Annotated in this window: 14 protein-coding genes; 7 read left to right on the top strand and 7 right to left on the bottom strand. The window is 72.5% G+C overall.

All coding sequences use genetic code 11. The features are described 5' to 3' along the window. From AC1DUQ_RS07630 to AC1DUQ_RS07620, 3 genes are all read left to right on the top strand, one after another. A partial coding sequence (locus AC1DUQ_RS07630; RefSeq protein WP_477073596.1) for a ferredoxin reductase family protein occupies window positions 1–1212 on the top strand: 1212 nt, incomplete at its 5' end. Beyond that, the gene (locus tag AC1DUQ_RS07625; RefSeq protein WP_477060503.1) at window positions 1209–1736 is read left to right on the top strand and encodes an FMN-binding protein; all 528 of its coding nucleotides are present in this window, start codon (window positions 1209–1211) and stop codon (window positions 1734–1736) included. The genes AC1DUQ_RS07630 and AC1DUQ_RS07625, both read left to right, overlap by 4 nt. A 3-nt stretch (window positions 1737–1739) precedes the next feature. Then, entirely contained in the window at window positions 1740–2468 is a 729-nt protein-coding gene (locus AC1DUQ_RS07620) for an FAD:protein FMN transferase (protein WP_477060504.1), read from the top strand. Here AC1DUQ_RS07620 and AC1DUQ_RS07615 read toward each other — a convergent pair. Together AC1DUQ_RS07615 and AC1DUQ_RS07610 are read right to left on the bottom strand one after the other, a co-directional pair. Beyond that, window positions 2440–3669 carry a sensor histidine kinase gene (locus AC1DUQ_RS07615; protein ID WP_477073595.1) on the bottom strand — a complete coding sequence of 410 codons (1230 nt, stop codon included), beginning with the start codon at window positions 3667–3669 and terminating at the stop codon, window positions 2440–2442. The genes AC1DUQ_RS07620 and AC1DUQ_RS07615 overlap by 29 nt on opposite strands. Next, a complete protein-coding gene (locus AC1DUQ_RS07610) occupies window positions 3666–4352 on the bottom strand; it encodes a response regulator transcription factor (protein ID WP_477073594.1) in 687 nt (228 codons plus the stop codon). The genes AC1DUQ_RS07615 and AC1DUQ_RS07610 overlap by 4 nt, the downstream gene beginning before the upstream one ends. 64 nt (window positions 4353–4416) lie before the next feature. On the opposite strand from AC1DUQ_RS07610, the gene AC1DUQ_RS07605 reads away from it, so the two are divergent. Then, window positions 4417–5049, top strand: a complete 633-nt coding sequence (locus tag AC1DUQ_RS07605) for an AMIN-like domain-containing (lipo)protein (RefSeq protein WP_477060507.1) — start codon at window positions 4417–4419, stop codon at window positions 5047–5049. Between the two features lie 42 nt (window positions 5050–5091). Here AC1DUQ_RS07605 and AC1DUQ_RS07600 read toward each other — a convergent pair whose 3' ends face one another. The 4 genes from AC1DUQ_RS07600 to AC1DUQ_RS07585 all read right to left on the bottom strand — a co-directional run bounded on the left by AC1DUQ_RS07600 (window position 5092) and on the right by AC1DUQ_RS07585 (window position 8503). Next, complete coding sequence (locus AC1DUQ_RS07600) at window positions 5092–5757, bottom strand: NUDIX hydrolase (protein ID WP_477060508.1); 666 nt, start codon at window positions 5755–5757, stop codon at window positions 5092–5094. Next, entirely contained in the window at window positions 5754–6833 is a 1080-nt protein-coding gene (locus tag AC1DUQ_RS07595; RefSeq protein WP_477060509.1) for an AAA family ATPase, read from the bottom strand. Before AC1DUQ_RS07595 ends, AC1DUQ_RS07600 begins: the two co-directional genes overlap by 4 nt. Continuing rightward, a complete protein-coding gene (pnuC, locus tag AC1DUQ_RS07590; RefSeq protein ID WP_477060818.1) occupies window positions 6830–7525 on the bottom strand; it encodes a nicotinamide riboside transporter PnuC in 696 nt (231 codons plus the stop codon). The genes AC1DUQ_RS07595 and pnuC overlap by 4 nt, the downstream gene beginning before the upstream one ends. A 78-nt stretch (window positions 7526–7603) precedes the next feature. Further along, window positions 7604–8503, bottom strand: coding sequence for a 3-methyladenine DNA glycosylase (locus AC1DUQ_RS07585; protein ID WP_477060510.1), 900 nt, complete (start codon window positions 8501–8503; stop codon window positions 7604–7606). 35 nt (window positions 8504–8538) lie between these two features. Here AC1DUQ_RS07585 and AC1DUQ_RS07580 point away from each other — a divergent pair, with 35 nt between their 5' ends. From AC1DUQ_RS07580 to AC1DUQ_RS07570, 3 genes are all read left to right on the top strand, one after another. Further along, the gene (locus AC1DUQ_RS07580) at window positions 8539–8925 is read left to right on the top strand and encodes a DUF1304 domain-containing protein (protein ID WP_477060511.1); all 387 of its coding nucleotides are present in this window, start codon (window positions 8539–8541) and stop codon (window positions 8923–8925) included. Between the two features lie 73 nt (window positions 8926–8998). Then, a complete protein-coding gene (locus AC1DUQ_RS07575; protein ID WP_477060512.1) occupies window positions 8999–9553 on the top strand; it encodes an RNA polymerase sigma factor in 555 nt (184 codons plus the stop codon). Further along, complete coding sequence (locus AC1DUQ_RS07570; protein WP_477073593.1) at window positions 9543–10928, top strand: hypothetical protein; 1386 nt, start codon at window positions 9543–9545, stop codon at window positions 10926–10928. Before AC1DUQ_RS07575 ends, AC1DUQ_RS07570 begins: the two co-directional genes overlap by 11 nt. Here AC1DUQ_RS07570 and AC1DUQ_RS07565 read toward each other — a convergent pair. Continuing rightward, on the bottom strand, window positions 10913–11704 hold a 792-nt coding region (locus AC1DUQ_RS07565; protein ID WP_477073592.1), incomplete at its 5' end, for a DUF418 domain-containing protein. The genes AC1DUQ_RS07570 and AC1DUQ_RS07565 overlap by 16 nt on opposite strands.

The following is an 11704-nucleotide window of genomic DNA, read 5'->3' as shown; positions in this document are numbered from 1 at the left end:
ACCCCCGGCGGTGCGCTYATGTCGCTCGGCGAGCTGGCGGGGCTGCTCGCCTCCTACCTCGTCTGCGCGCAGCTGCTGCTCATCGGCCGGGTGCCGTGGTTCGAGCGGGGTATCGGGTTCGACCGGCTCGTCGCGTGGCACCGCTCGCTCGGCACCTCCGTGGTGCTGCTGGTGCTCACCCACGTGGCCCTGATGATCGTCGGCGGGTCGCTGCTGGACGGTCTGAGCGTGTGGTCCGAGGTGCCTTCCGTGCTGGCGACGCAGCCGTACCTGTGGCCCGCGCTGATCGGCACGGTCCTGTTCCTCGCCGTCGGGGTGTCCAGCGCCCGGCTGGCCCGCCGCCACCTCTCCTACGAGGTCTGGTTCGCGGTGCACCTGTCGATCTACGTGGGGATCTTCCTCGCCTTCGCCCACCAGGTGGCCGGTGGCACGCACTTCGTCGACTCGCCGATCGCCCGTGGGCTCTGGATCCTGCTCTACGCCGGCACGGCCGCCGCGCTGCTGACCTGGCGCGTGGTGCTGCCCCTGCTGTCGCACCGCCGGTACGCGATGCGGGTGTCCGCCGTGGTGCCCGAGGCGAACGGTCTGGCCAGCGTCTGGGTGCACGGCCGCGGGCTCTCGCGACTGGAGGCCCGGGGCGGCCAGTTCTTCCTGGTCCGCTTCCTCACCCCCGGGCACCGCGCGACGGCCCACCCGTACTCACTGTCCCTGGCGCCGACCGACGACCATCTGCGGTTCACCATCGGGGCGCTCGGGGACCACTCGACCGCGGTGGCGGACCTGCGGCCGGGGACGAAGGTGCTGGTCGAGGGGCCGTTCGGGCACTTCACCGCGGACCGCGCGACCTCCGACCGGGTGCTCCTGGTGGCCGGTGGCGCCGGGATCGGGCCCGTGCGCGCGCTCGCCGAGGAGCTGCTGGCACAAGGCCGTCAGCTCGTCGTCCTGCACCGCGCGCGTGACGCCGCCGGGCTCGCGCTCGCGGCCGAGTTCACACCGTCTCCGAGCCTCACATACCTGCCCGTCCCCGGCCGGCGTGCCCAGCTGGGTCACGACCCGCTCGACGCGCAGCACCTCGGGTGGCTCGTGCCCGACATCGCGTCGCGTGACGTGTTCGTGTGCGGCCCGCCCGCGATGGCCGACGCCGTCGCCCGCTCGGCGCGCGCCCTGGGCGTGCCGCGGTCCGCCATCCACCGAGAGGAGCTCGACTCATGACCACACCACGCTGGCGCGGCACGCTGATCTATGTGGGGTCGCTGGCAGCCATGGGTGCGGCGGGCTTCACCAAGTTCGCCGTCCTGGCGCCGCCGGCCACCGTCGCGGAGTCGAGCACCGACGGCACGTCGTCGTCGGTCTCGTCCTCCGACAGCACGTCGTCCGACGACGACGCGGCGGCCGGCACCGGCCAGTCCGGGTCGACCACCGATCCCGCGACGAGCACCGACACCGGGTCCACCGCCACGGACACCGTCACGATCGTCGGCTCCTCGGTGCAGACCCGGTACGGCCCGGTGCAGGTGTCGGTGACGTTCACCGCGGGCCAGATCACGGACGTGCAGGCGCTGCAGGTCCCCGGCGGCCACCACGAGAGCGTGCAGATCAACGCGCGCGCGACGCCGATCCTCGCGCAGGAGGTGGTCGCCGCGCAGTCGGCGCAGATCGACACGGTCTCGGGCGCCACCTACACGTCCGAGGCGTACGCCGAGTCCGTGCAGTCCGCGATCGACCAGCAGGGCTGACCCGTGCGCCACCTGGAGCTGGTGATGGGGATCCCGATGTCGGTGGACGTCCGGGACGCGGTGGACGAGCACGTCGAGCGAGCGGCCGTCCGGGACGCGTTCGACCGGATGCACGACGCCGACCGACGGTTCAGCCGCTACCTGCCGGACAGCGAGGTGAGCCGGTACGACGGCGGCGGCGCGAGCAGCGACCTGCGCGAGGTCCTCGGCATCGCGGAGCGCTACGGCGAGCTCTCGGGCGGCGCCTTCTCGGTCCGGCGGCCGGACGGCTCCTTCGACACGGACGGGGTGGTCAAGGGCTGGGCGGCCCAGAGGGCGGCGGACACCCTCACCGCGGCCGGGCTGACGACGTTCTGTCTGAACGCCGGTGGGGACGTCGTGGTCCGCGGCGAGCCCGAGCCCGGTCGCGGCTGGAACGTCGGCGTGCGTGACCCGTCCGACCCGCAGTCGTTCCTCACGGTGCTCGAGGTGCGCGACGGGGCCGTGGCGACCTCCGGCACCTACGAGCGCGGTGAGCACGTCTGGGACGGCCGCACGGGGCAGGTGGCGACCGGGCTGCGCTCGGCGACCGTCGTCGCCGCCGACCTCACCACCGCCGACGTCCTGGCCACCTGCGTCCTTGCCCTCGGTCCCGACGGGATCGCGTGGGCCTCGCAGCACGGCGCCGCGGCGGTGCTCGCCGTGGACGCCGACGGTGAGCTGCTCACCTCGCTGCAGGCAGCTCCAGCGTGATGGCGGCGCCGGGCCGGCCGTCCTCGCGCGCGGCTGCGGTCACGGTGCCGCCGTGCTGCGCCGCCACCTCCGCGACGAGCGCGAGCCCGATGCCGTAGTGCCGGCGCGTGCCGTCCGCGTCGTCGTCGCGGTGCGACGCGAAGCGCCGGAACACCTCGGCGCTCTCGGGCGGCATCCCGGGTCCGTCGTCGCGGACCTGGATCACCACGCGCGCGTCACGGGTGCTCACGTGCACCTCGACGCTGCTGCGGGCGTGGTCGATCGCGTTGTCGACCAGCGCGGTGACGGCACGGCGGACCGACACCGGTGAGGCCAGCGCGACGGCGTGGTCCGCTCCCYGACGCTCGATCCCGACGCTGCGCTCCGCCGCCGAGGCCCGGGCCGCGTCGACCACCTCGTGCGCCAGCTCGGCGGCGTCGACGGGCACCGCGTCCACCGAGCGCGCGTCCGCCGCCAGCAGCATGTCGTCGAGGACGGCGGTGAGCGCCGCGGCGTCGGCGAGCAGCCCGTCCACGTCGTGCTGCACGCGGTCGGGCGGGGCGGTGCCCCAGTCGGCGGTCATGTGGCGGTCCAGCAGCTGCGTCCGCGTGGACAGCAGCGTCAGCGGGGTGCGCAGCTCGTGGCTGGCGTCCGCGACGAACCGCCGCTGCAGGCTCAGGGCCGCGACCATCGGCTGCACGGCCCGGCGGGTCAGCCACACGGCGCCGAGCCCCGCGAGGACCACCCCGACCGCACCCGCCGCCAGGAGCGCGAGCACGAGCCGCGCCAGCTCCTCGCGGCCCTCCGACGGGTCCAGAGCGGCCTGGACGACCGTGCCGTCGTGGCTGCCCGTGAGCACGCGGACCGTGCCCACCTCGGTGGGTGCGGTCGTCCAGACCTCGTCGCCCGACCGCGCGACCTGCCGCATCGTGTCGAGGTCCGGGAGGCTCTCCGGCAGCTCCTCGGAGGTGGAGAGCCCGCGCGGGGACGCGACCGCGACCCACATGCCGGGTGGAGCGTCGTGGGCGTCGTCGATCGAGCGGACGGCACCCTCGAGCTGCGACCGTCCCGACTCGATCTGGGCCCGGACGACCACCAGGAGCACCGCGGCGCCGACCACGAGCAGGCACCCCAGGACGAGCAGCGCGGTCTGCAGGCCGAGCCGTCGGGCCGTGCGACGCAGCGCCTCGCGCTCGGCGCCGGTGGTGGGCGGGGTGGTCATCCGGCACCCAGCCGGTACCCCGCACCGCGCACGGTCGCGACGACGGACCGGCCCAGCTTGCGGCGCAGGTAGTAGACGTAGGTGTCGACCACGCCGTCGTCCTCGGCGTCGGTGAACACCCGGTCGAGGATCTCAGCGCGGCTGAACACCTGCCGAGGATGCCGGGCGAGCAGCTCCAGGAGCGAGCACTCCCGCTCCGACAGGTCCACCACGGCGCCGGAGGTGGTCGTGACCTGCCGCGTATCCGCGTCCAGCGTGCCGTCCGGCACGTGCAGCATCCCCACGTGCTCGCGTGTCCGGCGCCGGAGCGCCCGCAGGCGCGCCGCCAGCTCGTCCACGTCGAACGGCTTGCTCATGTAGTCCTCGGCGCCCGCGTCGAGCCCGGCCACGCGGTCGGCGGGGTTGCCCAGCGCCGAGAGCACCAGCGCGGGCGTCACCACACCCTTGGACCGCAGCCGGCCCAGCAGGTCCAGACCCTCGATGGCGGGCAGGCCGCGGTCGAGGACGATCACGTCGTAGGTCCGTGTCAGGCCGAGGTGCAGACCGCGCTGACCGTCCCTGGCGACGTCGACGTCGTAGCCCTCGCCGACGAGGATCTGCTCGAGCATCGAAGCGAGCTGCCGGTCGTCCTCGACGAGGAGCAGCTGCGCGGGTCCGGGCATCGTGTCCTCCCTGCTCAGCACGTGCTCGCATCGTACGGTGGCCTTGCCGGCTCCGAGCGTCGGGGTCGACGACGCGAGGAGAGCCATGACCGCACGGCGGCGCCACATTGCGGGGCTGGTCGTCTGCGCGAGCCTGCTGCTGGCGTCGTGCGCGGACGGCGGGCCGACGACGCCCTCAGCGACGGAGACGTCGACGAACTCACGGGCTCCGAGCGCCACCCCCACCAGCACGCCGCCGGCGCCCACGGCCACCGAGTCGGAGGAGCCCGTGCCCTTCCCGGCCGACCTGGAGCTGGACGAGCAGCCGTCCTCGGGTGACGTGGCGCTGACGCTGACCGACGTGACCACCGGGGAGCACGAGGGCTACGACCGCGTCGTCTTCCGCTTCGACGGCACCGGCACACCCGGCTGGATGGTGCGCTACACGGACGTCGCGACCGACGACCCGGCGGACACGATCCTCGACATCGCGGGCGACGGCACGCTGCAGGTGGTCCTGCTCGGGGTGCAGATGCCGGGTGCCGAGGGTCTCGCGTGGACCGGCACCAACCCGATCCTCACGCCCACGTACGCGACGCTGCGAGAGGTGAACGTGCGCGGACAGTTCGAGGGGCAGGAGCTCGCGTTCCTCGGGGTCGACACGCCGGACCACCCGTTCCGCGTCTTCGCGCTCACCGACCCGATCCGCGTGGTGGTCGACGTGCGACACGACGGCTGACGTCCGCACCTTGTCGGCAAAGGGCTGTCCGACACAGACCCCTCAGCTAGGTCGTCTGCGGAACAGCTCGGCTGGCTTCCCCCGTCGCCCTTGGCTCCGCCGTCCGGTCTCGACGAGAGATCCACGCATCGCGCGACGGAACGTGTCGGGCAGGAGGCGATGGCCGGCCACCGCCTCGTGGACGGCCCGCAGCTCCAGCAGGGTGAAAGCGCCGTCTGCTTCTGCGTGCTCGACGAGGAGGAACGGGTCGGCCGAGGACTCGTAGCGCCCGCGGAGATCGTCGACCGCGAAGTCGATGATGGCGCGGTGGTCGAACGGAAGGTCGGGAACCTCGGCGACAGGCACGAGCCGGCTCTCGGGCCGGGGAGGAATGCGGTCCGCGCGGACGACGTCGAGGTGGGCGACCGACAGCACCCATCCGCGGTCGTCACGGCCGGGGTCGTCGAAGACGTGGAGCTGCTCCGGACGAAGACCGGTGACTCCGGCCTTGACCCGGAGCGAGCGCACAACCGCGTCCGACAGCGTCTCTCCGGGGTGGAGGAACGTGCCTGGGAGCCGCCACGCCGCAGTGGGCTCCGAGCCCGTGGGTCGAACGAGCAGGACGCAGAGCTGTCCCCGATCGACGGTCAGGACCGCGGTGTCCACAGCCACCGACGGGCGCGGGTAGTCCTCGAGTGACCTGCCCGAGGCGTCGCGAGCGAGCGTCATGCGCGATCACCGGCGGCCTCGTACTCGCGCCCTCGGCGTCGATGGTCGAGCGGGGCACCGAACACTCGTCGGAGTTCCGCCACGACCCGGTCCTCGCGCGCGGCGGTGTCGGCCTCGTCCACGAGCACCCAGTTCAGACCGGCGCGTTCGCACAGGTCGACCCAGAACGCGTCGGCGGACTCCCGCCGGTCGCCGCCGTATCGAAGGGGATCGGCCTCGAAGGGCACGGCGTCCTGGCCGAGGACGATGTACAGGTCGCTGGCGTTCTTGGCTGCGTCGGCCCAAAGTGCGGGCGGCACTTCGGGCTCACCGAACTCCGCGCCCTTGAGCAGCCAGTACCCGATCGTGGAGAAGAGGTCGGTGTCCTGGGCGATGAACGGCCTGCCGTGGCGGGACGCGATCGCCTCCGCGGCCAGCTGCTGGGCGAGCTGGCCCCGCCAGATCGTGTGCATCTTCTCGGCGCTGACGTCGGGACCGACGACGTCGAGCTCGAGGTACGGACGGGCCCACTCTGGAAGCGCCACGGCGAGACCCAGCTCGTCCAGTCGCCCGGTCATCGTCGTCTTGCCGACGGACTCGGCACCGAACAACGTGACCCGCTTGCGCAGGTACGGCTGGAACTCAGGGAGTAGGTCCGAGAACGCTTCGATCGCGTGGTCGCGCACTCGTGTGGCCTTCGCCGGATTGACGAGGCGGCACGGATCGTAGGGAAGGAACTGGCCGCCGATCGCCGACGCGAGGTCGGCGCCGTAGGGCTCGGACGCCACGACGAGGTCACCACGCCGGGCGCCGAGGTCACGGAGGAGGCCGCGCCACATCGCCCAGAAGTCGGGCGCGTCCGCCGGCTCCTGCGGCAGCTCCTCGTGGATGCGGTGCACGACGACGGCACGGCCGAGGTCGGGCCTTCGAGCCAGGGCGAGCAGCGCCGCATGACGTTCCTCCGTGAGCGGCTCGCTGGGCTGCGTGCACAGCACCACATGGACGACCTGCGCGGCCCGGGCGGCGAAAGAGATCAGGTCCCCGTGACCAGTCGTCGGAGGGAGTGCGGTCACGAGCACCCACGCGCGCTCGTTCATCGCATGCTCCGGCGCCACGCAGCGAAGCCGAGCACGGCTGTGGCGATGAACAGGACGTACTGAATGCCTGCGACGACGAGTCCGGACGCGAGGTAGGTCCAGACTGCGATGACGTTCACGCCTATCCACACGAACCACGTCTCGATGCGCTTGTTGTCGAGCAGGAACTGGGCCAGGACCGAGCCTGCGAAGATCGCCGAGTCCGCCCAGGCAAGCTGCCCGCCGAGAAGGCCGACGAGCCAGACGCCTCCGACGTACGCCGCGACCGTCACACCGACGTACGCCGGGATCCATCGCCGTTCGTTGACGAGCCACGTCACGGGTCGAGTCTTGGCGTCCCGGCGCCAACGGAACCAGCCGTAGACGAGCTGCGGGGTCAGGTACAGGTTGAGCAGGGCCGAGGCGATCAGGCCGTGCCGAAGGAACAGCGCCGCGTACAGGACGGTGCTCACGGCCCCGAAGACGTAGTTGAACCTGCGCTGGAGGATGCAGAGTGCGGTGCTGGCGTACGACGTCGCCACCGCGAGTACCTCGAGCCACTCGACCTCGGAGCTCCATCCGGCAAGACGGCCGAGCGCGTAGCTCGCCGGGGTGAGGAGTGCGGCGGCACCGATCGCGACCAGCAAGTCGCGCCGGGCGGAGCCCGTCCGGCCGGTACGCCCATCGGACGTTGTGTCGATGTCCGTCTGCATAGACACGCGCGTCGGCCTCCGTCTGAGTCATCGCGCTCCGCGATGACCTCACTGTAGGCGACTTAGCGCAGTTCTGCGTTAAACATTGCTCGATTCACTCGTCCGATGCCCGGTCAGCGCGACCTGGCAGGCCTCCAGCAGTCGCTCGCGCAGCCCATTCGACCGCATGGCGTAGTCGCGCTGGCGGCGGACGTACTCGGCCTTGCCTTCGGGCGTCTCGATCCTGATCGCTGCCAGGTCGTACGACGTGAAGTCGTACGGGGATGCCGCCATGTCGGTGTACCGGACCTCCATCGCGAGCTCGAAGCAGTCGAGCAGCAGCTCGCCGGCCACGAGCGGACCGAGCTTGCTTGCCCACTTGTAACAATCCATGGCTGCGTGAAGACACCCCGGTTGCTCCATCGCGCCCGTCGAGTCGCGTGTGGGCCGGAGCGTGTTGCGGTCGACCGCCTCGGGGGTGAAGAACCGGTAGGCGTCGAAGTGCGTGCAGCGGATCCTGTGGGCCTCGACGACGGCGTCGGTGCCGGCCGACCCGAGCCGCAGGGGGAGCGGGTGGCGGTGCTCGTCGGTCTCCCGGTACACCATCGCCCACTCGTGCAGGCCGAAGCAGCCGGTGAGCGCCGGACGGCCGAGCGTGGCGGTCAGCAGGCCGTGGATGAACCGGACGGCGTCCCCGCGGTCGGCCACGAACGCGTCGGCGTCGAGCGTCACGGTGCCGTCGTCCGACGTCCGGTACCAGCGCCAGCCGGCGTGCGGGGCGGGGCTCTCCAGCGCGACACCGACCCCGGGGTGCCAGCGGCGCAGGACGGCGGGCGTGACCGGGTAGTACTCGAACAGGAAGTCCTCGATGGCGTGCTTCTGCTGGCGCGAACGACGCTCCCGGCGGCCGGCGGTGAACGCGTCGGCGCGCGCCGCGTGCGCCTCCGCGAGCGACTGCCACGTCGCCGCATCGAGCGCGGGGGGAGCGGTCACGGACATGCCTCCAGGGTAGGCGAGCCTGCCAGACTGCCCTCGTGATCATCGTCGCGTCTGTCTTCGCCGTCCTCGCCGCCCTGCTGCACGTCCTGTTCTTCGCGTACGAGTCGGTGCTCTTCGAGCGCCCGGACGTCCACGCGCGGTTCCAGACGCGCACCGAGGACGTCCCCGCGGTGAAGCCCTGGGCGTACAACCAGGGCTTCTACAACCTGTTCCTCGCGATCGGTGCCCTCGTCGGGGTGGTGCTCGCCCTGGCCGGCGAGGAGACCGTCGGTCTCGCACTGATCCTGCTGGCGTGCGGCTCGATGCTCGCCGCCGCCCTGGTGCTCGTCGCGACGAACCGCTCGATGGCTCGTGCCGCCGCGACGCAGGGCGCGTTCCCGCTGCTCGCCGTGGTGTTCTCGGTGGCTGCCCTCCTCGCCTAGCAACCCCGACCCCAACGCCGTCAGGGGCGACAGGCGTTATGGGTTCAGGAGACGCGGACAGGGAGCGTGGTGCGTGAGCAGACGGTGGGAGGACCTGCTGGAGCAGGTCGCGCGCGAGCGTTATCAGCGTCTGGTCGCGCACGCGACGCTGGTGTCGGCCTCGCCGTCCGATGCGCAGGACCTCGTGCAGGAGTCGCTGATCTCGGCGTTCTCGGGCCGTGCGCGGTTCGGGTCCGTCGAGCAGGCCGAGGCCTACGTTCGCCGGGCCATCGCGTCTCGCGCGATCGACGCCGGCCGGCGCAAGACGCGCGAGGCACGCCTGCTCGCCCGGGCGGCGGCGCAGGTTCCCGATGCCGTCGAGCACGAGGACCGGCTGCCGGGCGCGGACGTGGTGCGGGCGCTCGCCAGCCTCAGCCCGCGGGAGCGCGCGTGCGTGGTCCTGCGACAGATGGAGGACCTGTCGGTGGCGGAGACCGCAACCGTGCTGGGTCTGTCCGAGGGCGCGGTCAAGCGCTACACGTCCGACGGGCTCGCGCGGCTGAACGCCGAGCTCGGCAGCACGGCGGTCGCGGTGGAGCGGATCCCCGTCAACCAGCTGACTCCGACGGAGGTGCGTCGTGACCGATGACCTGCACGCCCTGCTGGCTCGGGCGTCCGACGAGATCGAGGGTGCTGCGCCGGTGCTGGACGGCGGCCGGCTTGGCGTGGTCCGGTCGGCGGCCCGTCGCCGCCGGATCACGCGGCGGACGGCCGAGTCGTTCGCGGGCGTCGGCGTGGTGGGCGTGCTCGGGGTCGGCCTGTGGTTCGGGCTGGGCCAGCAGTCGCCGGAGCCGGTGGTGCCCGTCGTGACCCCGACGGTCACGCCGACCCCCACCACGACGCCGAGCCCGACTCCCACGACGGCCCCGACTCCGMCCGGGCCGGTGACCCGGGCGGAGTCGATCGACGATGCCACCGTGATCGCTCGGCTCACCGCGCCGCGAACGGGCGAGGTGTGGCAGATACCCACGCTCGTGCCGGACGTCGAGGCGCTGCGGATCAACGAGGGCGACCCTGCTCCGGCCTACCTCGTGGGGACGCGGGGAGAGGCCTCGATCTACCTGACGACCTACGAGCAGCTCGGATCGTGGATCGTCAGCGGCCTCTACGAGGTGGACGCGCTGGGTGCGCGGCTGATCGCGTGCCCGAGCGCGCGCTCCTCGGACCCGTGCGCCTCCGAGGTGAACATCTCCCTTCCTCCAGGGGTCGTGCGGGACGAGGAGACGTTCTACGACACGCTGACGCTGCCGACGTCGATCGACCTGGGAGACGACTTCCGGGTGACGACGACGAGCACCGTCGCGTCTCCCTTCTACTCGTCCTCGCTCTACGGCGACGCCGACCCGTTCATGGACGACACGTTCGAGCAGCGGGGCCTGCGCGAGCCCGGCCCGGTCGCGCTCACGGTCCGGGTGCGGGAGTCGTCGGTGCCGGGGCTGACCAACCTCACCTACGGGATCCTGACGCCGTTGGGCACGTTCCTCCGGCTCCAACCGGGCGACGTCCCGGCCGGGGACTTCACGGCGATCCGGTGGGACGACGGCGTCGCGCGTGGAGCACCCGACCCTGCGGACGAGTACGACGACCCGGACGTGACCACGGCGCCCGGCGGGCAGCGCTGCGTCGCGACGACGTACTCGCAGGAGGACGCCCACGTGGCCGCGGACTGGCGCCCCGCCGGGACGACGCCGGACGGGCACCGGGTGTACGTGCCGGTGGCCGGCGGGAACCCGGTCTCGCGGGCGGTGCGGGCGTGGCACGAGGACAACTCGTCGACCCTCGCGCCCGAGGGTGTGCAGGGCGACGAGTACGGGGCCGTGCACGGCGCCGCAGCGGGCTACGCGTACACCACCGACGCGGCGTTCCTCGAGGCGAACGCGCTGTTCGCGCTGCAGGGTCCGGCCGGCGAGTGGCTGCTGGGCATGCGGTCCGACGCCGCCAACGTCGTCTACGAGTGCGCCTGACCGGCGCGGTCCGTGTCGGAGCGCGGGGGTGACGGCGGGAGGTCGTCCGGGGCGATGTCCGCGGCTTTCGTCGACACCCGGTGCAGCGCCCACTCGAACGGCCCGCGCCCGACCGAGACGGCCCAGAGCCAGCACAGCCCGATGGTCGTGAGGACGAACGCAAGCCACACCCCGAGGGTCGCCTGGTAGACGACGCCCTGCCCGAGGGCGGCGATGACCACGATGTGCACCGTGTACGCGGTGAGCGCCAGCGCCCCGACGGCCGCCAGCGGGGCGAGCACCCGGGGCCACCGGTCGGCGACCACGAGGCAGCCGGCGATGACCAGCAGGGCGACACCGACGTTGCCGACCACCTCGAACGTCGTCGACGAGTGCGGCTCGGTCGTCGCCAGCGCCTCGGGCCAGCCCAGGACGTGCATCGCCACCCACGAGCCGCCGTGCCCGAGGACCACCAGGCCGACGCCGACGAGCGCTCCGAGACCTCGTAGCCGCGCCGCGCGCAGGTCGCTGCGGCCGATCGCGAGCCCGACCAGCAGGTACGCCGTCCACACGATCGCCGGGTAGTAGTGGCCGACAGTGATCTGGGCGAGCACCGTCGGCCGGGCACCCTCGAGGCTCGCGGCGATGCCCTGGCCGAGCGGAGGCCCGATGACGGCGACGACGCCCGCGGCGGTGAGCAGGGCCGCCCGGGACCAGCGCAGCGCGACGCAGCCGATCGCGAACAGGAGCCCGTAGGTCGGCAGGATCACGACGACCGGCGTCGCGAGCAGGATGAG

This window comes from Cellulomonas sp. P4_B5_2, from assembly GCF_056402235.1.
The sequence above is the reverse complement of the archived record's forward strand: the minus strand, read 5'-3'. Positions and strand labels throughout refer to the sequence as shown.